This is a genomic window from Nakamurella aerolata, from assembly GCF_013002705.1.
Lineage (GTDB): Bacteria > Actinomycetota > Actinomycetes > Mycobacteriales > Nakamurellaceae > Nakamurella > Nakamurella aerolata.
In genome coordinates, this window is sequence record NZ_JABEND010000002.1 from 486,474 (window position 1) to 509,844 (window position 23,371).

At 70.0% G+C, this 23,371-nt stretch carries 18 protein-coding genes; 13 read left to right on the forward strand and 5 right to left on the reverse strand.

The window, feature by feature from the left end:
- The first annotated feature begins 104 nt into the window (after positions 1-104).
- Positions 105-1,295 (forward strand): elongation factor Tu, encoded by a 1,191-nt coding sequence (tuf, locus tag HKD39_RS05395; RefSeq protein WP_171198769.1) that lies wholly within the window; start codon positions 105-107, stop codon positions 1,293-1,295.
- Between the two features lie 289 nt (positions 1,296-1,584).
- On the opposite strand, the gene HKD39_RS05400 is transcribed toward tuf, so the two are convergent.
- The 3 genes from HKD39_RS05400 to HKD39_RS05410 all read right to left on the reverse strand — a co-directional run bounded on the left by HKD39_RS05400 (position 1,585) and on the right by HKD39_RS05410 (position 3,968).
- Positions 1,585-2,571, reverse strand: a complete 987-nt coding sequence (locus HKD39_RS05400; protein ID WP_171198770.1) for a type IV toxin-antitoxin system AbiEi family antitoxin domain-containing protein — start codon at positions 2,569-2,571, stop codon at positions 1,585-1,587.
- Positions 2,572-2,802: 231 nt separating this feature from the next.
- Positions 2,803-3,375: a DUF3224 domain-containing protein gene (locus HKD39_RS05405; RefSeq protein WP_171198771.1), complete on the reverse strand. Its 573-nt coding sequence runs from the start codon at positions 3,373-3,375 to the stop codon at positions 2,803-2,805.
- Positions 3,375-3,968 (reverse strand): TIGR03086 family metal-binding protein, encoded by a 594-nt coding sequence (locus tag HKD39_RS05410; RefSeq protein WP_171198772.1) that lies wholly within the window; start codon positions 3,966-3,968, stop codon positions 3,375-3,377. The genes HKD39_RS05405 and HKD39_RS05410 overlap by 1 nt, the downstream gene beginning before the upstream one ends.
- A gap of 118 nt (positions 3,969-4,086) precedes the next feature.
- Between HKD39_RS05410 and HKD39_RS20330 the strand changes: the two genes are divergently transcribed.
- From HKD39_RS20330 to HKD39_RS05430, 4 genes are all read left to right on the forward strand, one after another.
- The gene (locus HKD39_RS20330; protein ID WP_171198773.1) at positions 4,087-5,400 is read left to right on the forward strand and encodes a helix-turn-helix domain-containing protein; all 1,314 of its coding nucleotides are present in this window, start codon (positions 4,087-4,089) and stop codon (positions 5,398-5,400) included.
- A gap of 399 nt (positions 5,401-5,799) precedes the next feature.
- Positions 5,800-7,179 carry an ABC transporter substrate-binding protein gene (locus tag HKD39_RS05420; RefSeq protein WP_212754008.1) on the forward strand — a complete coding sequence of 460 codons (1,380 nt, stop codon included), beginning with the start codon at positions 5,800-5,802 and terminating at the stop codon, positions 7,177-7,179.
- Complete coding sequence (locus HKD39_RS05425; protein WP_171198774.1) at positions 7,176-8,141, forward strand: carbohydrate ABC transporter permease; 966 nt, start codon at positions 7,176-7,178, stop codon at positions 8,139-8,141. The genes HKD39_RS05420 and HKD39_RS05425 overlap by 4 nt, the downstream gene beginning before the upstream one ends.
- A 199-nt stretch (positions 8,142-8,340) precedes the next feature.
- Positions 8,341-9,072, forward strand: coding sequence for an ABC transporter permease subunit (locus tag HKD39_RS05430; protein ID WP_171198991.1), 732 nt, complete (start codon positions 8,341-8,343; stop codon positions 9,070-9,072).
- Positions 9,073-9,075: 3 nt separating this feature from the next.
- Here HKD39_RS05430 and HKD39_RS05435 read toward each other — a convergent pair whose 3' ends face one another.
- A complete protein-coding gene (locus HKD39_RS05435; RefSeq protein ID WP_171198775.1) occupies positions 9,076-9,699 on the reverse strand; it encodes a hypothetical protein in 624 nt (207 codons plus the stop codon).
- 358 nt (positions 9,700-10,057) lie between these two features.
- On the opposite strand from HKD39_RS05435, the gene HKD39_RS05440 reads away from it, so the two are divergent.
- Positions 10,058-11,311 carry a DNA glycosylase AlkZ-like family protein gene (locus tag HKD39_RS05440; RefSeq protein ID WP_171198776.1) on the forward strand — a complete coding sequence of 418 codons (1,254 nt, stop codon included), beginning with the start codon at positions 10,058-10,060 and terminating at the stop codon, positions 11,309-11,311.
- A 57-nt stretch (positions 11,312-11,368) separates the two neighbouring features.
- Here the strand turns inward: HKD39_RS05440 and HKD39_RS05445 are convergent, their stop codons facing one another.
- Positions 11,369-12,088, reverse strand: coding sequence for a FadR/GntR family transcriptional regulator (locus HKD39_RS05445; protein WP_212754011.1), 720 nt, complete (start codon positions 12,086-12,088; stop codon positions 11,369-11,371).
- Positions 12,089-12,392: 304 nt separating this feature from the next.
- Between HKD39_RS05445 and HKD39_RS05450 the strand changes: the two genes are divergently transcribed.
- The 7 genes from HKD39_RS05450 (at position 12,393) to HKD39_RS05480 (ending at position 23,339) form a co-directional block, all read left to right on the forward strand.
- Positions 12,393-13,520 carry an ROK family protein gene (locus HKD39_RS05450; RefSeq protein ID WP_171198778.1) on the forward strand — a complete coding sequence of 376 codons (1,128 nt, stop codon included), beginning with the start codon at positions 12,393-12,395 and terminating at the stop codon, positions 13,518-13,520.
- Positions 13,517-14,407: a putative N-acetylmannosamine-6-phosphate 2-epimerase gene (locus HKD39_RS05455; protein ID WP_171198779.1), complete on the forward strand. Its 891-nt coding sequence runs from the start codon at positions 13,517-13,519 to the stop codon at positions 14,405-14,407. Before HKD39_RS05450 ends, HKD39_RS05455 begins: the two co-directional genes overlap by 4 nt.
- Positions 14,408-14,962: 555 nt before the next feature.
- The gene (locus HKD39_RS05460; RefSeq protein WP_212754013.1) at positions 14,963-16,636 is read left to right on the forward strand and encodes a sugar transferase; all 1,674 of its coding nucleotides are present in this window, start codon (positions 14,963-14,965) and stop codon (positions 16,634-16,636) included.
- 273 nt (positions 16,637-16,909) lie between these two features.
- Positions 16,910-19,417: a glycosyltransferase gene (locus tag HKD39_RS05465; RefSeq protein WP_171198780.1), complete on the forward strand. Its 2,508-nt coding sequence runs from the start codon at positions 16,910-16,912 to the stop codon at positions 19,415-19,417.
- Positions 19,417-20,721, forward strand: coding sequence for a glycosyltransferase (locus HKD39_RS05470; protein WP_171198781.1), 1,305 nt, complete (start codon positions 19,417-19,419; stop codon positions 20,719-20,721). Before HKD39_RS05465 ends, HKD39_RS05470 begins: the two co-directional genes overlap by 1 nt.
- A gap of 79 nt (positions 20,722-20,800) precedes the next feature.
- The gene (locus HKD39_RS05475) at positions 20,801-21,724 is read left to right on the forward strand and encodes a hypothetical protein (protein WP_171198782.1); all 924 of its coding nucleotides are present in this window, start codon (positions 20,801-20,803) and stop codon (positions 21,722-21,724) included.
- Positions 21,725-21,734: 10 nt separating this feature from the next.
- On the forward strand, positions 21,735-23,339 hold the full coding sequence (locus HKD39_RS05480; protein WP_171198783.1) for a hypothetical protein: 1,605 nt from the start codon (positions 21,735-21,737) through the stop codon (positions 23,337-23,339).
- The last annotated feature ends 32 nt before the right edge of the window (positions 23,340-23,371 follow it).

Sequence of the window (23,371 nt, forward strand, 5' to 3'; positions counted from 1 at the left end):
GCCGCAACGGGTCCGGGCCAGCAGGCCCGGTCCAGATCCACCCAAGCCGTGACCGCGACAACCAAGAGCGCGGAACGGGTTAGACGTCCTATAGGAGGACAGCAGTGGCGAAGGCCAAGTTCGACCGCAGCAAGCCGCACGTCAACATCGGGACCATCGGTCACGTTGACCACGGCAAGACCACCCTGACCGCAGCCATCTCGAAGGTGCTGGCGGAGAAGTACCCGGATGTGAACACCGCTGCGGCGTTCGACGAGATCGACAAGGCGCCGGAAGAGCGCCAGCGCGGTATCACCATCAACATCTCGCACCAGGAGTACACCACCGCGAAGCGTCACTACGCGCACGTGGACGCCCCTGGCCACGCGGACTACATCAAGAACATGATCACCGGTGCGGCGCAGATGGACGGCGCCATCCTGGTGGTGGCCGCCACTGACGGCCCGATGCCGCAGACCAAGGAGCACGTGCTGCTGGCCCGCCAGGTCGGCGTGCCCTACATCCTGGTCGCCCTGAACAAGGCCGACATGGTCGACGACGAGGAAATCCTCGAGCTCGTCGAGATGGAGGTCCGCGAGCTGCTGGGCAGCCAGGAGTTCGACGAGGACGCCCCGGTCATCCGCACCTCCGGCCTGAAGGCTCTCGAGGGCGACCCGGAGTGGGTCAAGACCGTCGAAGATCTGATGGACGCCGTTGACGAGTCGATCCCGGACCCGCAGCGCGACACCGACAAGCCGTTCCTGATGCCGATCGAGGACGTTTTCACGATCACCGGTCGTGGCACCGTCGTCACCGGCAAGGTCGAGCGCGGCACCATCAATGTCAACGAAGAAGTCGAGATCGTCGGCATCAAACCGAAGTCGTTCAAGACCACCGTCACCGGCATCGAGATGTTCCGCAAGCTGCTCGACTCCGCTCAGGCCGGCGACAACGCCGGGCTGCTGCTCCGCGGCACCAAGCGCGAAGAGGTTGAGCGCGGTCAGGTTGTTGTGAAGCCGGGTTCGATCACCCCGCACACCGAGTTCGAGGCTCAGGTCTACATCCTGGGCAAGGACGAGGGCGGCCGTCACACCCCGTTCTTCAACAACTACCGTCCGCAGTTCTTCTTCCGCACCACCGACGTGACCGGTGTGGTGACCCTCCCCGAGGGCACCGAGATGGTCATGCCCGGCGACACCACCGAGATGAAGGTCGAGCTGATCCAGCCGATCGCCATCGAGGAGGGGCTGCGGTTCGCCATCCGCGAGGGTGGCCGCACCGTCGGTGCCGGTTCCGTCACCAAGATCATCAAGTGATCTGACGCCGCTCTGGTGAGCGGCACCCGGTCGTGAACCGCCGAGCGTTGGCGGTTCGCGATCGATAGTTTGTAAGACGAAGTCCCCCACCGGGTTCCGGTGGGGGACTTCGTCATTTGCCGTGCCCTTCGCCTGCCCTGTTGGCGCGCTGATGTGGCGCGCTGGGCAACTGGCGGGCACGCGGGTTCGCGCAAGTTTCAGCACGTCGCACACGTGGAGAACGTCCGGGGGTGTGCGACGTGCCGCACGGCGCGCGATGGAGTGGCTTGGTGCACCTGGTCGGGCAGCGTCAGGTGAGAATCCTGTTCCAGGGCAGCGGGCGGGCGAAGCCCCGTGGCCTGGGCAGCCCCACTCGCGATGAAACGAGCCGGCGTGCGCGTTGTACCAGTTGGGCGGGGGCTGCCTGGTCGCGCTTGTCGATTCGCATCACAAGCCACCCGAGCTCCGTCATTTGATCTTGTCGATTCTTCTCGTCCAAGACCGCCCGAGTCACATCCTCTCCGGGTCGCAGCAGTTCCCGGTACTTCCCTCCGCCGTCGTACTCCCAGATCAACCCAGCGTCCGTGATGGCTCCATCTGCTCGACCGACGAAGCGACCAGCCTCATCAAACACTTCCACCTGCGATTGACTGGGCGGCAATCCGGCTTCGGTGAAAAGAACTCGCACCCAGGTCTCGCCGGGGCTCTCTGCCCGTCCGTCCAACAACGCCAGCGCCCGACGCGCCGCCGGTATACCGGCTTGGCGAGACTGCCGACGTAGCTGTTCAGCCACCTCGTCGGGGCTGCAGAGCCGAGCATGAAGAGCGGCGTCGCCGATGGTGACTGCTGTCAGCTTCGACTCGGTACGCCCGACGTCGAGAATCGTGCGCTCAGGCGAAGTGATAGCGACCGTGCCGACGGCGGTGTCGAGAATGGTCACCTCGTCGTATAACAGGTTGGCGCAATGGATAAGCCTGCCCGATTGCCGCCGCCTGCCGCTACTTCCGATCCGGGTGAGATGCACGCGTGAGATGTTGGCGTCTCGCGCCATCGGCAGTCCCCACACCGCAGCGGCCGACAGGTGACTGAGGATCAGCTTGGGGGCAGCATGGGCCGCCGCTAGTGAACGGTCGATGAACTGTTGAACCGGCCAGGGTGCGCCGGAGTTCACTGTGCGGTACGTACCCCGGCTCACCAGCTCCAGCGTGCCCTTGCGAAGGTGCACCTTGATCTCTGCGTCGGTGACTCCCTGGGCTAGTAATGCGGTTCGAGTATGAAGGCCGTTCGCAGTGGTCATGAGCTGAGAATGGCTGCGCCGAAGCATGTTTCGAAAGCGTCGACGGAAAAATGTGGATCGTTCACCGGTGACCGTGCTCGATTGTGGACAGCTCGGCCGATCATGCCGCGACCCCTTAGTCTGTCCCGTGCCAGGGATCGCGCACCTTCCAGCACGTCGCACACCTGGTGCCGTCCACCAGGTGCGCGATGTGCTGAAACATGTGCGAACGGGCAGGGCTGGTGCGGCGGGTCAGTCGGGCGGGTCGAGCGTGTAGGCCAGCAGCAGGTGGTGGGTGCCGTCGGGATCGATGACGATGCGACCGGAGCCCGAGATTCCTTGCAGGGCATCGGTTCCGCTGCCGGGGACGATGAGCAGGAACTCGTCGGTGCGGTCCGTTCCCTTGGTGGTGGCCGAATGGGCGATGTTGCAGGTGCCGGCGTGGCCGCCGATGCCGCCGGTGAACGACTCGATGGCGACGTAGGTGCCGCCGCGCTGCTCGTCGAAGGAGTAGCAGAACATGGTCTGTGCCCAGCCGTCGATGTCGCCGGTGAAGTCCTTGCGCATCAACACGGTGCCGGTGGGCAGCCCGGTCTGCACCTCGGATTTCCACTCGGTTGGGGTGAATTCGCTGACGACGAAGGTGCTTTCGGCGCGACCGCCCGCGGTCTGCGCATCTGCCGCCGGCGCCCCCGAAGTCTGCACGCCGGAAGCGCCGGGAGCCGGTGCGCCGGAAGACTGCGCGCCCGCGGTCTGAGCGCCCGGAGACGGAGCGCCGGAAGTCTGCGCGCCCGCGGCTTGCGCGCCCGGAGTCGGTGCGCTCATCACGGCCGCCACTGCGGGTCCCGGCCGGAAAGGCCGACGAGGTGGTCGATCGCCGCCGCGTCGGCCGGCACCGCGACGCGAGGCCCGAACGACTTGCCCTCGCCCTGAAAGTCAGGCGTCAACATGCCGGGCGCAAAGGCCAGGCTGGCCCGCACGCCGGCTTCGTCGGGCGACCACGGCTGGCCGGTGGCGACGGCCAGGTCCCAGCCGTGCACCTGGTACTCCCACAGGATCATCGCCAGCGACATGTCGCCAGGCAGCGATTCGTCACCGATGAACAACGGCCGGTCGGCGGCGCCGTCGTCGACCGCGTCGGAGATCTTGTCGGCATTGCTCCTGAGCTGATCGGCGCCGTCGCCGGCGACGGCGATCGAGTCCGCGTCGGGAGTGCGCCCGTCCGGGTCGGCCAGGCCTCCGGCGAAGGCGCTGCTCCACTGCACGACGTGGTCGCGCAACTGTGCGACGGTGAAATCGCTGCACGGCGTCGGTGCGTTCCATTGCTCTTCGGAGACGTTGTCCAGTAGCGCGGCCAGGTCTTCCAGCACGGGGTGCAGCTGCGCGGCGGTGGGCGGTGGTGTGCTCGTTGCGGTCATGGTGCTGACGTTATCCAACGCGGTGTGGGCAGGGTTTGAACATTCGCGACAGGTTCGGTGGCGATGCCGCCGGGGTCGGCGACTCCGCTCTGTCGTGGCGGCGGATTACGGTTGCCGGGTGCGGGAACGCAACACCGCGGCCGGCGGCGACGACCGGCCGGACGGCCACCGTCACGGAGATCCGAGTTCGGATACCCGCGGCATTCTCGACCCGCTGGAGCTGCAGCAATACGTTGAGCTGCAACGGTTTCCGGCAGGTGAGGCGCTCGCCGGCATCGTCGACTGGTTCTGGAGTGTGCGGTGGGACCTGCCGCCGGGCCGCAGCTACCGCTCCCGGGTGTTGTCGCACCCGTCGGTGAACATCAGCGTGGGTGACGGACCGCCGGAGGGCGAGCGGCCGCCGCGCGGGCCCTTCCCGGTGGCGGCGCGGGTGGTCGGGGTGACGACGCGCGTCCAGATCAGGCTGCTCACCGGCGCGGGTTGGAACGTTGCCGCCAAGACCACCACCGGCGGCTTCGGCGGTCTGCTCGCCGGACGCGGCAGCGCGGCGCCAACGGCACCGGTGGCAGCTCAGGCCGTTCCGTCCGCTGCGGAACCGGTGCCGGTCTCGGCTCACGGCGCCCCGCCCGATGCCGGACGGACGACGGTGGCAGCTCAGGTCGTTCTGCCCGCTGCGGAACCGGTGCCGGTCTCGGCTCACGGCGCCCCGCCCGATGCCGGACGGACGACGATGGCAGCCCAAGCTGCTCCGCCCGGTGCCGGACGGGCGCCGCGGGCAGCTGACGCTGCTCAACGCCATGCCGCACCGACGACAGCGGCGGGTGCGGCAACGGGCGGTGCGCAGGTTGCGCCATTTGCCGGGGCCGCGGAAGCGGCGGTCGCGGCGCCACCGGGAACGCCCGCCGCCTCAACCACCGGTTCACCGCCAACCTCGACGGCAGAACTCACCGACCGTGACGTGCCGATAAGCCGGGTACTGCCGGTGGACGCGGCAGCGCTGGCCGCAGCAATGGCGGCCGCCACCACCGCGGCGCAGCGGGCCGCGACCCTGGCCGCAACGCTCGCCGAGCTGGTCGCGGCCGCCGACCCGCGGCGGCTGGCGACGGCGCGTGAGGTTGCCGGCATCGCCAGGGCGGCCGAGGTCGATCGGTCCATCCGCTCGGCGGTCGAACTGGCGCGCCCGGCCGGCCTCAGCGTCCGCACGTTGCAGCGCCTGTTCGCCGAGTACGCGGGCGCCTCGCCCACCTGGGTGATCCGGCGGTACCGGCTGATCGATGCCGCCGAACGGGTGCGCGCCGGGGAGAGCGTGGTGTGGGCCGACGTTGCCGCCGAGCTCGGCTACGCCGATCAGGCGCATCTGACGCGGGATTTCAGCAGGGCACTCGGCAGCCCGCCGTCGGCGTATCAGCAGGCGCAGCGCCGTCCCCGATGACGGACCCGCTATGGCGCGCCCGGCTCGGTGCCGTCCCCGATGACGACCCGCCCTGGCGCACCAGGCGCGGCGCCGGGACTCGCCAGGGCACACCAGGCTCGGTGCCTGGGACTCGCCAGGGCACACCAGGCTCGGTGCCGGGCCGACTCGCGGAAAAGAAATCTGGCCGCTCCCAACCCCTGCGGCCAGCGGGGTTGCCGAAAGCCTGCCGCAGAAGCACTTTTCCGCGCTCTGACCGGCGACGATGCGGACCCAACAGCAGTCTCGACAGCGGGCGGCGGCCGGTCGCCGGCAGCCGTCCGTGCGGTGCGGGTGACGCAGTGCCGTCCTTGACCCTGGCCGGAACTCTCCATACCATCGGCCGAGAAATCGATTGCTCGATGAGGAGTATGAAGCGGAGTGCCTGAGACACCCCAGCATGTGAACCCGAGCACCGATCTCTCGGGCGGGTTGAATCGTCGCCGGCTGTTCAAGATGGGCGGAGCGATCGCGGCCGGCAGTATCGCCACCCCGTTGATCTCGTCGTGCAGCTCGGCGTCGGCGTCCGAACCGTTGCGGTTCTGGAACTTCTACTCGCCGGTCACCCAGGAGAAGGAAGACCTGCAGCGGCAGAGCGACTGGTTCGCCAAGCTGGTGAGCGACTGGAACAGCAGCCACGAACGCCAGGTGGTGCTGGAATACATTCCAGGACAAGCATATTCGGGCAGCAAGTTGCCGACCGCCTTCGCCGCCGGCAACGGTCCTGACATCTTCCTGATCAGTCCTGGCGACTTCTTGCGGTACCAGACCGGGGGCGTGCTCGCCGATCTGACGCCCTACATGACCCAGGAAGCGATCGACGATTTCTTCCCCGACGCGTTGGCCACCCGCACCGTCGACGGCAAGGTCTATGCATTGCCGATGGAAATTGAGCCGCTGACCATCTTCTACAGTCGGCCGGCATGGGAGCGGGCCGGGTTGTCCGAGGGCGACATCCCCACCAGCTGGGACCAGCTGCTCAACGTGGCCGACAAGCTGACCAGTGCCAGCAGCTCAGGCTTGGTGCTGGAAACCGTCCCCGGCTACTACCAGAACTTCACCTACTACCCGTGGTTCTGGGCGGCCAACGGCAAGATGTTCAACGAAGACCAGACCGCAGCCACCTTTGCCGGTGCCGCCGGCGAGCAGTCGCTGCGATTCTGGGCCGACACCGTGCGTACCGGGGTGGCGCCACGGACGCTGCCGGCAGCGGGCGATCTGGTCGGTGCGCTGTCCGGCGGCCAGGCGGCCATGTGGCACTCCGGCATCTGGAACGTGGTGGCATTTCAGCTGAATGCTCCCGACTTCGACTACGGCGTGTTCAAGACGCCGTGGCCATCCGGCGGCGAGTACACCACGGCGCTCGGCGGCTGGGCCTTTGTCGCCAACGCCAAGAGCCGGGATGCGCAGGCAGCCGCCGAGTTCTGTGTGTACGCGCTCGGCTCCATGGAGGACCACAGCATCAACCGGATGGTCGACTGGTGCACCTATGCCAAGAGCGACATCGCGCCACGTAAGTCCGCGCTGCAGCGAGGGACGGCCAAGGGCGGTTACGACACCCCGGTGATGAAGACGTTCAAGGACGACATCTTTCCCGGCGGCCGCGGTGAGCCCCGCTACCCACCGGTGGTGTACAAGGCGATCTCCGATGCCGTGCAGGCCTGCCAGCTGGCCGGCGCCGATCCGGCGCAGGCCGCCGAGACCGCGAACAAGGCCATCGACGCCTACCTGAAGACCTACGACGGACCGAGGATGGAATGACCACCGCGACCTCGCCCACCGACGCCGCCGATCGGTCGAGCCCGACGGCCGGCCCGCCAGCCGGGACGGCCGGTGGCACCACCAGCGAACGGCGCCGCCGGGAACGCCGCGCCGGCTGGCTTTTCGTGTTGCCGGACGCGATCGGCCTGCTGATCTTTCTCGGCATCCCGATGGTGCTCACCTTTGTGCTGTCGTTCTTCCGGGTCAACGGGTTCGGCGCCTACGACTTCGTCGGCTTCGCCAACTTCCAGCGCATGTTCTCCGATCCGCAGTTCACCTCGAGCCTGCTGCGCAGCTTGGTGTACATCGTGATCCTGGTGCCGCTGCTGTTCGTGGTGTCGCTGGCGCTGGCCATTCTGGTCACCAAGAAGATCCCGATGATCGGCGTCTTCCGCAGCGCGTTCTTCGTGCCGTACGTGGTCAGCCTTGTGGTGGTCGGCCTGGTCTGGCAGTTCATGCTGACCGACAAGGTCGGTGTGGTGAGCCGGTTGTTCTCCGGTATCGGCGTCGAAGCCTCATGGCTGGGCGACCCGAAGTACGCGCTGGCCAGCGTCATCGTGGTGACCGTCTGGTACCAGATGGGCTACTACATGATCATCTTCATGGCCGGCATCCAGGACATCCCGAAGGAGTACTACGAGGCCGCCACCATCGACGGTGCCGGTGGCTGGGCCTCGTTCAAGTCGATCACCTGGCCGCTGCTGCGGCCCACCAGCTTCTTCGTCCTGCTGACCACGACGATCGCCGCGCTCACCGGCGGGCTCGACCTGATCTACGTGCTGACCAAGGGCGGCCCGGCCAACTCCACAACCCTGGTGATCTTCTACATCTTCCAGCAGGCGTTCCAGTACGGCGAATTCGGCTACGCCGCGGCGATGAGCACCTTCCTGGTTCTCGTCATGCTGGCCATCTCAATGGTGATCTTCGCCGTGACCAGGGGAGGCCGCTTTGACAACGACTGATGCCGCCGGCCGCGCACCCCGGGGTTCCCGGGGTGACAAGACTGCCGCGCTCGCCGGTTTGTCCGACGACGAGATCGCGCGCCGCACAGCACCTTCCGGCAAGGCCACCGACGCCGGTCGCGGGAACGGAGCCAGGCGCTGGGCCTGGTTCCTGCTGGCGCTGATCCTCGCGCTGTTCACCATCTTCCCGCTGTTCTGGATGCTGACCAGCGCGTTCAAACCGGCCGACGAGGTGACCAACGGCTCGCTGATCCCGGCCAAGCCGACCTTCGACAACTTCGTCTACGTGTTCACCCAGGTGCCGTTCCTGCGGTACCTGTTCAACAGCTTCTTCGTCTCGGCGATCGTCACCATCGTCTCGCTGTGGCTGCACTCGATGGCTGCGTACTCGTTGGCCCGCTTGAAGTTCCGCGGCCGCGACACCATCTTCGTGCTGATGTTCTCGACCATGTTGATCACGCTGCCGGCGATCATCGTCCCGCTGTTCCTGGTGGTGCGTCAGCTCGGCATGCTCGACTCCTACCTCGGCCTGATCGTGCCCGCGTTGTTCAACGCCTTCGGCATCTTCATGCTGCGGCAGTTCTACCTGTCGATCCCGAACGAGCTGGAGGAAGCCGCCCACGTCGACGGCGCCAGCTACTGGAAGATCTACTGGCGCATCATCCTTCCCCTCAGCCGGCCGGTGCTGGCGGCGCTCGCGGTGTTCTTCTTCCTCGCCAACTGGAATGCCTTCATCTGGCCGTTGACGATCATCGCCGACCAGAACCTCACCGTCGTGCAGGTGGGTATCTCCAGCTTCCAGCAGCAGTACGCCTCGAACTTCAACTACGTGCTGGCAGCCGCGACCGTCGCAGCGGTCCCGACGCTGGTGATCTTCTTCATCTTCCAACGGCAGATCGTCGAATCCATCAAGACATCAGGGCTCAAGTAGCGCTCAGGGCCGATACCTGACCCGGAGCCGGCGCAGGCCCGGTTCGACCAGCAGCGCGTAACCCGACAGCGGATTGGCGGCAGCGCCGATCACCCCTGAGGTGCACATGACACTGACCAGCAGTGCCACGGTGCCGATCTGTTTGACGTAGCTGAAGGCGCTCAGACCGTCCCCGATCAGCAGCTGCGCCGAAAAGTCGACGGTGGCGCTCGGGTCCGAGGCCAGTGCGAACCCCCGCGGCGGCAGCGCGCGGATCTCAGACAAACGAGCCAGCCGCAGGTCGGCGTCCATGAGCGCCCCGGCGGCGCGTCGCAACAGGTCGCGATCGGTGCTCTCGCTGGGCTGGGGTGTGTCATCTCGTTCGACGACGACGGCGCACGGGAGTGCGTCCAGCTGGTAGAGCGTGAGGTCCCCCTGGTAGTCCGACCGCTTCCAGCCGGGGATGTCCGGCGGCATCTCCCAGGCGACCTCGTTGGGGCGACCCCCGGCGTCGGGCCGCTCGGCCGGGCTCGTGCCGCGGTGACCGGCGGTGCCCTGCAGACTGCTGTGTTGGCTGTTGCCCGGTACGGCACCGACCTGGCCGGAAACCGTTGCCGTGCAGGCGCTCAGCGCTACCGCGGCAGACACCGTGAGGACGGCGGTCCGGGTGAGAACGGCGGACCGCGGACGACCATCAGGCAGTGCGAGAGCAGCGGGCAGCGCGAGAGCAGCGGGCGGCGCGGGAGCAGCGGGCGGCGCGAGGGCGGCGGGCCGACTTCGAACAACAGGCGACGGCGCTGTTGCCCGGCGCCGGCAGAGCGCCGCGAGCAGCGTGGCCGACCCACGCAGCCTGCCCCATCGGTCCCGCCTGAGATTCGGTGCTCTGCGCATGTGCTGATGACATCCCGTTCACCTCGGCCGCGGCCACCACGGCCGGCGGCGCCTTCCACCCCGCGACGCTAGGCCGGCTCCGGCTGCTGTCGGTGGGGTTGTCCACAATGGACTGATGGCAGATCCATGGGCCGAGATCCGGCGGCGCACCCTGGCCCGGCAGTTCCCCGCGGTGCGGAAACCGGCAAGCGTTGCGGCGGTTGCCGAGTTGCTCGACCGCATCGGGCCCATCCAGTCGCAAACCGCGCGATCCACGTTTCTCGGGCTGGCGGCGCGGGCTCCCGGCGTCAGCAACCGCGTGATCAGCGACGCCTTCCGGCAGGCACAGCTGTTGCGCGGCAGCGTGATTCGCGGAACGGTGCACACCGGCACGCCGGCCCAACTCGCGGTGCTCGACCGGATCACCAGAATCGGCCAACGCCGGGAATGGGAGCGCAGGTTGACGCTGCAGAGCGACGAGGTGCACCAGCTGTGGGCCAGCCTTGAGACCTTCGCCGAAAACTGGCGCAGCGTCGACGAACTCACCGGCCACCTCCACGGCTGGCTGCGCCGGCACCGCTCAACCGGTGCGGTGCCGGGGCCGACGACGGAGCCGAGGCCGGAGCCGTCACCGGGCATGAGCCGGTATCTCGCCTTCGGGCACGGCGGGCTGATCCGCCGCCCCAGCAACGACGACTGGGCCGGACAGACGGCCGCCGAGTACCGCCACCGGGCAGCGGTGCTGGCCGACCACGCCGTCACCGGTGCCGATGCTGCCGCCTCCGTCACCGATGACGCTGCCGCCGAATCGACTGTGCCGCAGCCGGATCCGCACGGCGGCGACACCGACCCGGTGCGGGTCGCGATACTTCTGCACCTGCGGGCGCACGGACCGGCGAGCCGGCGCGACCTGGCGTGGTGGTCCGGCCTCGGTCTGACCGTGGTGGACGCGGCGATCGCCGCGCTGCTGGCCGACGGCCGGATCGAGCGGGTCGATGGCCCTGGTTCGGAGCAGCTGTTCGACGCTCCCGGCGCGCCGATTTCCGGCGGCAGCCGGCGGCGGGTCCGGTTGCTGCCCGAGTTCGACGCGCTGCTGTGCGGCTACCACCCGGCGGGACGCGGCCGGTTCGTCGGCGACGACGAGCATCGGCGGTTGTGGAACCAGAACAACGGGCTGGTGCTGCCGCCGGTGTTGATCGACGGACGCATCGGCGGCTACTGGCGAGCCGGCGGGTCGGCGAAAGTCCGTCCGCTGCAGGTGGTGTTGTTCGACTCGGCACCCGACATCGATGCGGCCGAACTGGCATCGGCAGTCGGCGGAATCGAGGCGGCGCTCGGCATCACCGTCGACGACGTGACCGTCGTCCGCGATCGCGACCAGCCGGGCTGATACCGGCCGAGACCGGCTGTGGATTGGCGGAGGAGGCTGCGGATCGGCCGAGACCGGTTACCGACCGGCGCCGCTGGCCGAGTCTCGTTCTGCCGCCAGGGTTTTCGCGGCCCGCGCCGCGGCCGACTCGACGCGTTCGTGCAGGTCTGCGAAGTGTTCGGTCATGGCGGTGGCCGCCGCATCGGCGCCGCCGGACTCCAGGGCGTCGACGATGCGCCGGTGCCGGCGCACGGTGGCGTCGAACGCTGCCTCGGTGAGCTCGCGGAGCTGCGGCACCACCACGTGGTAGGCGTCCCAGAACACGTCGACCAGCTCACCGACAAGCGAATTGGGTTGCCCGGCATACAGAGTCCGGTGAAAATCTCGGTCGGCGGCCACCCGCTGCTGCGCGTCGGCCATCCGGTCGGCAAGCTCACACAGGGTGGCCAGCCGCTCGGCGGACAGCGTGCCGGCAAGGCGGCGGGCCATCGACACCTCGATCAGCTCGCGCATGTCGAGCAGTTCCCGCATGCCGATCAGCTCACCGGAGGGGTTCGAGATCACCCGGAACACCAGGGTCCGGCTGACGGCTTCCAGCGCCGCCGCGCCGACAAAGGTGCCGAATCCGTGCCGGACTTCGACGATGCCGAGCGTGCGTAGCTCGCGGATCGCTTCCCGCACGGTGTTGCGGGCGACGCCGAGCTCGGCGATCAGCTCCTGTTCGGTCGGCACCGGATCTCCGGGGCAGAGCCGGCGCTCGCGCAGCAACTCGACGATGCGATCAGCGGTAGAGGCCACAGCAACTCCCTCCGGTGTGGTGCGCGATCGAGCCCGCGGTGGCGTGGCCCGGCCTGGCCGGGAACCGCCGGTCACCGAGCCCGGATGGCTGCCTCGCAGCAGGCTATCCGGCTCGGCGCCGCCGGCTCGTTGACGGCCCTGCGAAGCGCGCGCTACCGTGATCATAGGACGTTGGACGTCCGACATCCAGAGGTCACTGAGAACAGCAGCATGATCGGTAGTAGGCCCCGACGCATTCGGTGAGGAGTTCAACGGTGAGCAACGCGGAGGCAACCCCGCGGTACCCGGAGGTCAACGGTCAGCAATGGCGGAAGTAGCGGTTCCGGCGGCGTGCCGTCCGCGCCGGCCGGTACCTGCTCGCCCCGGCCGGCCGGCGCTGGCCGTCGGGTTGGACGTCGGCGGCACCAAGATCGCTGCCGGATTGGTTCGATGCAGCACCTCGTCCCCGATCGACACGGGATCGGAACGGCCGCAAGAACCCGAGGTGCTGGCACGGCGGCAGGCAGCGACGCCGGCGGGTGCCGACGCCATTCTGGACACCTGCGCCGCGCTGGTCGACGAGCTGCGCGAGCTCGCGAAAACGCAAGAGGGACAACAAGTCAGCGCCGTCGGGGCAGGTCTGCCCGGCGTGATCGACTCGGCGCGGGGGATCGTACTGGCGGCCGGCAGCACCGTCCCCGGCTGGGCCGGCACCCCGGCAGCCGCCGAGCTGGGCAGGCGCACCGGGCTGCCGGTCAGGGTCGACAACGACGTCCGGATGGCCGCCCTCGGCGAGCTGGCCGCCGGCGCCGGGAGGGGACAGCGGCGGGTGCTGCTGCTCAGCCTCGGGACCGGGGTCGGCGGGGCCGTCGTCCTTGACGGGACGCTGCAGACGGGCGCGGTCGGCACCGCTGGTGAGCTGGCGCATCTCGCCGTTACCGAGCCCGGCGTCATCCGGTGCGGGTGCGGTAGCCGGTGGCACCTGGAGGCGGTGGCCAGCGGTCCGGCGATCGCCGCCGAGTACGCGCACCGAACCGGCTCGATGGCGGCCAGGACGGACGCCGGGGCAGCAGGTCCGGGGGCGCCGGTCCCCGGCTCCGGGGTCGACCTGCGCGCGGTCGGCATCGCCCTGGCTGCTGGCGATCCCGTTGCCGCCCAGGTGGTTTCGCGGGCGGCAACGCTCGCCGGTACCGCGATTGCCGGCCTGGTCACGGTGCTCGATGTCGACACCCTGATCTTGGCCGGCGGAGCCTGGCAGGTGGGCGAGCAGCTACGGAAGGATTTCGCGCTGACCGTCGCAGCCGGCAGCTGGCCGGCCGACCGACGGCTGACGATGGTGCCGGCCGCACTTGGCACAGCTGCGCCGATCGTCGGTGCCGCGGTGACCGCGCTCCGCGAACACCCGAGAGCACAGCGAGCACCAGGGACCTCAAGGGAGGGAAACGATCGATGAGCAATCCGTTGCACGGCACTGGATCTCACAGCAGTGGGTTGGACAGTGCTGGATCCGACACTGCTGGATCCGACAGCGCGGCGGCGAACCACCAGGAGCCCGACAACCAGGAGCCCGACAACCAGGCGTCGAACAACGAGGCGTCGAACAACACGGCGCTGCTGGACCGACTGGCCGGGGGCCTGATCGTGTCGTGTCAGGCGTCCGCAGGCCACCCGCTGCGGGACAGCGCGACCATGGCGCGGCTGGCCGCGGCTGCCGAAGCCGGTGGGGCAGTGGGCATCCGGGCCGGCGGCGTCGGCGGAGTCGCCGACCTGCGTGCCGTGCGCGCCGCCGTCACCGTTCCACTGATCGGGCTGATCAAGCTGGACGCCCCGGTCTCGATCACCTCGACCCTGCAGGCGGTGCGCGAGTGCGCCGCCGCCGGTGCCGACATGGTGGCGATCGATGCCACCGCGCGGCCACGGCTGGACGGGTCGTCGTTGGCCGAGCAGATCGTGCTGGCGCACCGGCTGGGAGTGCTGGTGCTGGCCGACGTCGCCACCGCGGCGGAAGCGGATGCGGCGCTGGCCATCGGTGCCGACGCGGTCGCCACCACGCTGTCCGGCTACACCCCGGACACCGCACCCCAGGGCCGGGCGGTGCCCGGCACGGCTGCGGGGCCGGACCTCGATCTGGTGGCCGACATCCGGCGGCGGCAGCCGGAGGCGACGCTGATCGCCGAAGGACGGATCGGCAGTCCGGATCAGGTAGGCGCCGCGGTTGCCGCGGGCGCCAGCGCGGTGGTGGTCGGCACGGCGATCACCGATCTCACCGCGGTGACGGCGCGGTTCGTCGCCGGGCTGGGTGTTTCCGGCATGAGCGAAATATCCCAGCAGAGCCAGTAGTCGGGGTCGACAGTCATGTCAGGAGTCGGGTCGGGCGGGCGCGCCGCCCCCGGAAATCCACCGCTTCGCGAAGCGTGATTGTCGCCGATGCGATTAGCCCGTTAGTGACGTCACTCTAACGAATGATGGCAGGCCGATACGCGGAGCGCACGCGGCGCTGATGCGCCCCGCGAGCGTTCACTCGATCGATAAAGAACTCGAATCCGCCCATGGGTGAGCGGTCGGCGCGGGGCGGCCACGTGGGCGCGCAATCGCGTCCCTGTCGAGGCGCCGGACCGTGGCGGCGCCGGGAATCTCCCAATCGCTGCAGGTCACACCCATAGTTACGGAGAGTTCTCGTGGACTTGATCACACCTCGATGAGGTGAAACGGCGTTGCACTATCAGTTCAGAACGCGTTACTGCAGGTGACGCGTCACGAATGGTGACTCTTGTTGGATCTGTTGCGGATCCGGGTGAGCACTCATAGGCCATTCGGATGAAGAACGAGATTGTCTGACTACCAACGGTGACCTACCGTAAAGGCTGCACACGCCCCCGTCGCAACGGAGTAGTGATGGTCAGCCTGCCCACGCTGAAGAGGACTCGGTCCACCCGCGACAGCGACGTCGTCACCACACACCCTTCCCCGCTCGGAAGCCCCGACTCGTCGGCCCCAGCGCGCACCGGTGCCAGTCCGGCTCCGGCCCGCCCTGGCAGCGCCCCGACGTCGACCCAGCCGACGGCCGGTCCGGTGTCGACCCGGCCGACCGCCGGTCCGGCGTCGACCCAGCAGACGGCCGGTCCGGCGTCGGCTCGGCCGCTAACAACAAGTCAGCCGCTGACAACTCAGCCGCGAACCACGCCGGCGCCGCTGGCGACAGATCCGGACGAGCCCGCCCCGGCCGCTCGCGCCATCGGCGTCCTGCGCCGGCTGCGGGCCTGGATGCTGGTGCTGCCGGTCGATCTGCTGATCCTGCTGTCGCCGATCCTCTGGGCGCCGCAGCAGTGGAAGGCCATCGTCGCCATGGCCGCGGTCGCGCTGGTGCTGCTGACCGGCGGCGGCCGGTACCGCGCCCGGCTGCACCTGTCGGTGCTCGACGAGCTGCCGGCGCTGCTGCGCAACCTGTTGACCGCGGCTGCCCTGGTCGGCATCGTGGTCGCGCTGCGGCACGACGCCGACGGTCTGATGATCTTTCTGCATGGCGCCGCCATCGCGATGGCGATGCTGGTGGCCGGCCGGTTCGTCACCACGGCGGTGATCAACTCCAGTCGTCGCCGCAAGATCACCCGGCACGCCACCGTGCTGGTCGGCGGCGGGCAGGTGGCCGCGGATCTGGCCCGCTACCTGGCGGAGCGGCCGCGGTACGGCCTCGGTGTTGTCGGTTTTGTCGACAACTCGGCCGGCGTCGTCGATCGGGCGATCGCGCCGCGCCTCGGCGCCCTTGACGACCTCGACGACGTGGTCGCCCGCACCCACGCCGACGTGATCCTGTTGGCCGACGGCGACCTCGACGAGGTGCAAATGGTTGCCGCGCTGGACAATCCGCGACTGGCCAGCGTCGACAAGCTGGTGGTGCCGCGCATGCACATGCTGCGTACCAAGGGCGGCATGGACGACCACATCGGCTCCATCCCGGTGATGCGGATCGCGTCGCCGAACCTGTCCGGATTCGGTGCATTCGCAAAGCGCAGCATCGACATTGCCGTGTCCGGCCTTGCGCTGCTGGTGCTGTCGCCGCTGTTGGGCGTCGCCGCACTCGCGGTCCGGATGGACGGCGGTGGCAGCGTGATCTTCCGGCAGACCAGGGTCGGCCGGGACGGTCGCACCTTCGAATGCCTGAAGCTGCGGTCGATGCGCCCGGTGCGTGAGGGTGAGGAAGCGGCCTGGGGCACGGCGAACAACACCAACCGGATCACCAAGGTCGGCGCCTTCCTGCGGCGGTCGTCCATCGACGAGCTCCCGCAGCTGTGGAACGTGCTGCGCGGCGACATGACGCTGGTGGGCCCGCGCCCGGAGCGGCCGACGTTCGTCGAGCAGTTCTCCGCCGAGCACACCGGTTACGCGCGCCGGCACCGGATGCGGACGGGGCTCACCGGGATGGCGCAGGTCAGCGGTCTGCGCGGGGACACCTCGATCGCCGACCGGGCCAGGGCCGACAACTACTACATCGAGAACTGGTCGCCCTACCTCGACATCAAGATCGTGCTGCGGACCTTCAGCGAGGTGCTGTTCGGCAAGGGCCGCTGACCTGCCCGCCAGCACAACACCGGCCAGCACACCGACCCGTACCGCCCGACGCCGCCGGCGCCGGGCGGTGCGGTGTGAGCCGGGCGGTGCGGTGTGAGCCGGGCGGGCGATCTGGTCAGGGTTGACCAGCACGGGTGTTGACCAGCACGGGTGTTGACCAGCACAGGGTTCGACCAGCACCGTGATCACCCGCAGCGGGTGAACCCACCGGGTCACCAGCCACAGGGCGAACCCGCACATGTCTTGCCGCTACACAGAACGACAGGAAGTCAGTTGAGGATTCTGCATGTCAGCCAGCCGGTCGAGGCCGGAGTGCCGCAGGTCGTGGTGGACCTGGTGGCCGACGAGGTGTCGGAGGGACACCAGGTGCACCTCGCCTGCCCTGCCGACGGCACCCTCGGCACCAGGGCCGCCGCCCTCGGCGCCCGGGTGCATCGCTGGGAGGCGGTGCGCGACCCGGGCCGGAGTGTGCTCTCCGAGGCCAGGGCGTTGCGCCGGATTGCCGAGTCCGTCGACCCCGACGTGATCGTCCTGCACTCGGCAAAGGCGGGGCTCGCCGGGCGACTGCGCCGGCTCACCCGCCGCCGGGTGCCGGTGGTGTACGTGCCGCACGCCTGGTCGTTCGAGGCCGGCACCGGCGCGTTGGCGGCCGCCGCCGGGCAGTGGGAGATCCTGGCCGGACGCCGCACCGATGTGATCGTCTGCGTCAGCGCGGACGAGCGGGTCCGCGGCGAGCAGCTCGGCATCGGTGCCCGCATGCAGGTGATCACCAACGGGATCGACCTGCAGCGCCGGCAACCGGCCGATCGCTCGGCGGCCCGGCGCGAGCTCGGTCTCGCCGATGCGCCCACCGTTGTGTGCGTCGGGCGGCTGGCCGAGCAGAAGGGCCAAGACCTGCTGCTGCAGCTGTGGCCGCAGGTGCGGCGTCAGGTGCCGGACGCGCAACTGCTTGTCGTCGGGGACGGACCCGACCGGGAATCGTTGCAGCGCATGGTTTCCGATGGAGTCACGCTGGTGGGCGCCAGCGATGCCGTCGACCGGTACTACGCCGCCGCCGACGTGGTGGCCCTGCCCAGCCGGTGGGAATCCACCTCGCTGGTGGCCGCCGAGGCGATGGCGGCGGCCCGCCCCGTCGTCGCCTTCGAGGTGGACGGGGTGAGCGTGCTGCTCGGAGACACCGGGCGGGTGATCCCCGCCGGCGACAGCGCCGCCTTCGCCGACGCCCTTGTGCAGCTGTTGACCGACCCCACGGCCGCCGCGGCTGCCGGGCGGGCCGCGCGGCACCGCGCCGAGCAGCGCACCGACCTGCGCACCAGCCAACGCGCCTGGCGAGACCTGTTGCGGTCGTTGGTGTCCGGCGCCGACCGGCCGGTTGCCGGGCCGGTGCCGGCGGTGCCGGCCGACGGGTCGCCGGCCGAACTGCGCACGGTACGGCTGACCAAACCGGTCAGCCAGCTGGCCGGCGGTGCCCTCACCGGCGCCGACCTTGTGCAGGTTCCGCAGCGCCGCCGGCTGGCCGCCGGGCTGCTCTCGGCGCTGGGCTACCCGGTGCAGCTGACATCCGAACCCGATGGTTCGGCTCCGCGCTCGGTGCGCTCGGAGCCCCCGCGCTCGAACCAACCGCCCCGCGCCATCGGTGGCCCGGTGCTGCCGCCGATCCACGACCCGACGGCCGGCGCCGTCGCCGCGTCCATCGCGGCAGCGCGTCCCGGCGTCGGGGTGCCGGGAACAGCCGAACGGGAGCAGCCGCTGAGCGTCGTCGTCACCGTGCTGAACGAGGGTGACGCCACCGCGACGCTGGTGGAAGACCTTGCGCCACAGCTACTCCCCGGTGACGAGCTGATCATCGTCGACGGCGGCTCCACCGACGGCAGCCTGCAGCAGCTGCGCCAGCTGCGGGCCGACGTCCCGCAGCTACAGGTGCTGGAGCACCCCGGCGCCGGGATTTCCCAGGGACGCAACATCGGCATCGCGGCCGCCGGCAACGAGTTCGTGGTGTGCACCGACGTCGGCTGTGTCCCGGTGCCTGGCTTCCTGGCGGCGTACCGAAGGGCATTCGCGTTGCCGGAGCCGCCGGCGCTGGTGTCCGGCGTTTACCGGGTCACCGCCCGCAACGCCATGGAGCTGGCCCAGGCGCTGGCCTGCTACCCGCAACCGTCAGAGGTGAGGCGCCGCAGCCTGCTGGTGCGCGGCTACACCGCGGTGTTCGGCACCGGCTTCGACCCGCGGTTCGCCGTCGGCCGGTGCGTCGGATTCACCAAGACTGCCTGGCGCCAGGTCGGCGGATTTCCCGAGCACCTCGCCACCGGGGAGGACGTGTCCTTCGGCCTGGCCATCGCCGAGCACGGCGACTGTCTCGGCGCTGTCGACGGCGAAGTGGCGTGGCAGCAGCGGGACGGGGTGGCAGCGACCTGGCGGATGTACCGCGGTTACGGCCGGGCGTCCACCGACGGGGGAGACCGGGCGTTGCTGGTGCGCGACGGCGCCAGAGCACTGGCCTACCTGGCCACGCCCGCGCTGCTGGCCTCGCGCCGCGGCCGCTGGATGGCCGCCGCGGGCGCGGCGGGTTATTTGTCGCTGCCGGTGGTGCGGGCGCTGCGGGTCGGAGCCGGCCCGGCGGCGATCGGGCTGCTGCCGGTGGCGATGGCCGTCAAGGATCTCGGCAAGGTGGCCGGTGCACTGCAAGGGGAATGGCGCAGGCGGCGCCGGGCAACCGGTACCGCGGCGGGCAGTGGCGACGCGTCCGAAGATGGACGCCCCGGTGCGGAAGAAGCGAAGTGATGAGCGTGATCGGTATGGAGCAGGACGTGGATGTGAACGGCAGGGACGGCGAGATCACCGAACCGCGGACGGTGCTGATCGTGCTGGCGTCGTTGCAGCGCGGTGGCGCCGAACGGCACGGTGTCTGGCTGGCCACCCAGATCGACAGAGCCCAATGGCGACCGGTGGTGCTGGCGTTCGCGGACGGCCCGTGGCGGGCCGAGCTGGAGCAGGCCGGCGTCGAGGTGCGCATCGCCGACCTGCCCGGCGGCTGGCGGTCGGTGCCGGCGTCGGTCGCGGTGGTGCGCAGCACCCTGGCGGAACTACGACCAGATCTGGTGACCGGCAACCACTTCCGGGTCGAGCTGGCGCTGCGCGGCGCGTTGCGGAAGCTGGCAGGCAGCGGGCTCAGAGTGCCGTACCTGGCGTGGAAGCACACCTACGGGCACATCGGCTACCGCGGCCTGCGGGAGCGCTTGGTGGAGAAGGCCACCGGCGGCTGGGTCACCAGGTACGGCGCCGTGTGCCACACCCAGGTGCGCTACCTCACCGACGAGCTCGGACTGCCGCCGCAGAAGATCTCGGTGCTGGCCAACAGCGTGCCGAGCCCGGCCGACCTTCCCCAGCCGCCGGCACCGGTCCAGCCGACCGCGCCCGGCGAGTTCGCCGGCCCTGCTGTGCTGATGACGGCCGCCATGCGGGCCGACAAGGACCACGCAGCGGTGTTGCGGGCCTGGCCGGCCGTGCGCGCCGCGGTGCCGGGTGCCCAGCTCCGGCTGGCCGGTGACGGACCCTGCCGCCCCGAGCTCGAGCGGCTGGCCGCCGACCTCGGAATCACCGACTGCGTCAGGTTTCTGGGTGTCAGGGGCGACATCGACGACCAGCTCGCGCAGGCCAGCCTGCTGGTGCTGGCCTCGTACGCGGTCGAGTGCTTTCCGTACGCCGTACTCGAGGCCATGGCCGCCGGCCGCGGCGTGGTGAGCACCGATGTCGCCGGCCTGCCCGAGATGGTGGACGACGGCATCACCGGGCGGCTGGTGCCCCCGCACGATCCGCGCGCCCTCGCCGACGCGCTGATCGAGGGCCTTGTCGACAATGCCGCCGCGGCCAAGGCCTGGGGGACGGCCGGCTACCTGCGCGGCCGCGAGGTGTTCGGGTTCGCGGACTGGTCGGCCGCGGCCACGGACCTGTTCAACGATGTCGCCGCCCATGGCGGCGGTGCTGCCGATGGCCGGCGCCGCGATTCCGGCCGAAAGGTCACCACCGACCCGGCCATGGCCGGGGTGGGGGCGACAATGGCAGGCGCGTTCGCCACCAGCCCGTGAGCGTCCCAGCCGATGAGATTGCCGAGATTCCGGTGCGTTCTGAGATTTTCAGTGACCGGTCCGATGAGGGGAACACAGCATGACTGACCGCCAGCAGCGCGATGCTGCCGAACCGCCACCGCCGCAGCCGACAGCGCAGGTGACCCCGGACGCGCCGGACTCCCCGGCCGTCCCGGATGCGCCGGCAACCCCTGGCATGCCGGACGCGCCGGCAGCCTCGGACCCGCCGTCGACACCGGTGGAGCAGGCGCCGGCGGCCGGAGCCGTTGCCTCGCGCGGTTTCCCGTGGAAGTTGGCGGCGGTGCTGCTGGTGGGGCTTGCGGTGCTCGGGGCGGTGGCCGGATTCGTCATCGACCGGGTGCGCGGCCCGCAGTTCGAGGCCTCGTCGGTGGTGCAGGTGCAGGCCACCCCGAACTCGGCGCTGGCCATCCTGATCGGCGGCAATGCCGAGCCGGTCAACCCCGGGGACATGGTGGACGTCACCAACCTGGCCACCACCAGCACCGTGCTGGACGCGGCCGCCAAACAGTTGTCGGCCGCCGGCACGCCGACCAGCGCCGCCGACCTTTCGGCGGCCGTCAGCGCCGAGGCGGTAGCAGCCGCGCACCTGGTGACCATCACCGCCGCCACCGCGGAGGCGACCCGCTCGCAGGACTATGCCAGGGCCGTTGCTGACGCCCTGGCGGCCGAGCAGCAACGGCAGGTCGCCGCCACCCTGCGCGCCGTGCCAGCGGCGACCGAGGCGGCCGGTGACAGCCAGAGCAGCGGGACCGATTCGGCAGCCGCGATCAGAGTTCGGGCCGGGCTGCTCAACGGCAATCTGGTTCCGATCAAACGAGTCTCGGACGATCCGGCGACCCAGACGGTACCGGGGAACACCCTGCCCCTCGCGCTCGGAGTGGTCGGGCTGGCCGCCGGCGCGCTGATCACCATCGGGCTCAGCCTCGGCCGCCGGCGCGGCGCCGAACCGGCGCCCAGCGTCCGAGCGGACGCTGCTCGGTAAGCCACCGCCGATGACCGTCCTGCCCCCAGCAGCGCGGGCCCTGCCGACCGGCAGGGCCCGGCATGCGCTACCGGTGAACTGGCCGCGGCGCTGGTTGCTGGGGATCGGCGCGGTGTTGTTGCCGCTGGCCGTTGCCGCCGTGGCGGTGGCACCGCAGCACGCCCGCCTGGTCGCGGCCGCGGTGCTCGGTGGCTGCGCCGCGGCCGCCGCGACGGCGGCGTTGGTGCGCCGGCCGGAGCTGCTGGTGTGGGCGGCGCTGGTGCTCTTCTCCTTGTCCGGCGAACTGCAGCTGCGGGTGTCAGCGTCGTTCGGGCTGGTCAAGGACGCACTGCTGGTGGTGGCCGCACTGGCGACGGCGATCACGTTGCTGCGCAAGGACGTTCGACTGGCACGGGTGCGCCGGTTCGCGCCGGCGTTGGCGCCGCTCGCGGTGCTGGTCGGGCTGTACCTTGTCAACCCCGCCGGCTCGTACGACACCCCGTGGCTGTTCGGGACAAGGCTGTTGCTGTCCGCCCTTGCGCTGCTGCTGATCGGGTTGCTCACCGCGGCGCCCGGCCGCTCCGTGCAGGCGCTGGTGCGCTGTTGCGCGGTGCTGCTGCCGTTCGAGGCGGTGTTCGCCTGGGCGCAACAGTTCGCCGGTGCCGACGCCCTGGTGTTCTCCTGGGGGTACGAGTTCGGCTCGCAGGTCCGGCTCACCAGCACCGGCGGACTACGCACCTCGGGAACCTTCCAGGATCCGTTCCAGCTGGCCGCACTGGCGGTGATCGGCCTGGCTGTTGCGCTGTTCCTGGCCCGTCCGGCGCTCGGCCTGCTGATCGGCGCCGCATCGCTGGCGGTACTGGCCGCCGCCGACGTGCGCACCGCGTTCCTGCAGGCCGGCGTGCTGCTGGCGGTCTGGGTGATCTCTCGCGGGTTCTGGCGGCAGGCGCTGCTGGCCGGGCTGGTCGCCGCCGTCGCCGGAATCCTGGCGCTGGCCACCATCACCACCTCGGAGACGCCCGGCGGGCCGGAAAAGCCGTTGCTGCTCAGCCTGAACGGCCGGTCCACCTCGTGGGCGCTGGCCGTCACCGATTGGCAATCGGTGGCGGTGGGAAACGGCGTCGGGGACAGGGGCATCGGTTCCACCAGGGTGGACACCACCATCGCCGACGCGCCCAGCTACGACCCGACCCAGGCTCCCACCGCCGTCTTCGCCGGCAACACGGCATTTCTGGACTCGGCATACGCGCAGGTGCTGTCCGACGTCGGCATCGTCGGGGTGGCCGCGTTGATCGCCGGGTTCGGCTCGCTGCTGTGGCTGTTGCTCCGCGGGGCCCGGCCGCTGCCGCTGCGCGGGCCTGCCGACCGCATCCAACGACGCGGCCCGCCGCCGCCGGTCCGTGCCGCCTGGGCCGGGCTGGCCGTGCTGCTGACCACCGCGATCGACTGGATCGGCCGCGCCTCGCTGGCCAGCTACACCACCGGTTACCTGACCATGCTGGTGCTCGGCGTCCTGGCCGCAGCGGCGGTGGGCACCCAGCCCCGACCCGGTCCTCCGGCAGCGACGCCGTCCGAACCCGACCGGTTGTCGCCGCCCGCGCTCGCCCCCATGAGCGCCCGCTACCCAAACCCCTGACGATGGAACGAGTATCGACGTGACGAGCCACG

Bases quoted from the DNA above. Each gene is read 5' to 3' on its own strand.
- HKD39_RS05475 (WP_171198782.1), top strand. From the start codon at position 20,801: ATGACTGACCGCCAGCAGCGCGATGCTGCCGAACCGCCACCGCCGCAG.
- HKD39_RS05440 (WP_171198776.1), top strand. From the start codon at position 10,058: ATGGCAGATCCATGGGCCGAGATCCGGCGGCGCACCCTGGCCCGGCAG.
- HKD39_RS05450 (WP_171198778.1), top strand. From the start codon at position 12,393: ATGGCGGAAGTAGCGGTTCCGGCGGCGTGCCGTCCGCGCCGGCCGGTA.
- HKD39_RS05470 (WP_171198781.1), top strand. From the start codon at position 19,417: ATGAGCGTGATCGGTATGGAGCAGGACGTGGATGTGAACGGCAGGGAC.
- HKD39_RS05480 (WP_171198783.1), top strand. From the start codon at position 21,735: ATGACCGTCCTGCCCCCAGCAGCGCGGGCCCTGCCGACCGGCAGGGCC.
- HKD39_RS05455 (WP_171198779.1), top strand. From the start codon at position 13,517: ATGAGCAATCCGTTGCACGGCACTGGATCTCACAGCAGTGGGTTGGAC.
- HKD39_RS05460 (WP_212754013.1), top strand. From the start codon at position 14,963: ATGGTCAGCCTGCCCACGCTGAAGAGGACTCGGTCCACCCGCGACAGC.
- HKD39_RS05425 (WP_171198774.1), top strand. From the start codon at position 7,176: ATGACCACCGCGACCTCGCCCACCGACGCCGCCGATCGGTCGAGCCCG.
- HKD39_RS05405 (WP_171198771.1), bottom strand. From the start codon at position 3,375: ATGAGCGCACCGACTCCGGGCGCGCAAGCCGCGGGCGCGCAGACTTCC.
- HKD39_RS05400 (WP_171198770.1), bottom strand. From the start codon at position 2,571: ATGACCACTGCGAACGGCCTTCATACTCGAACCGCATTACTAGCCCAG.
- HKD39_RS05430 (WP_171198991.1), top strand. From the start codon at position 8,341: ATGCTGACCAGCGCGTTCAAACCGGCCGACGAGGTGACCAACGGCTCG.
- HKD39_RS05410 (WP_171198772.1), bottom strand. From the start codon at position 3,968: ATGACCGCAACGAGCACACCACCGCCCACCGCCGCGCAGCTGCACCCC.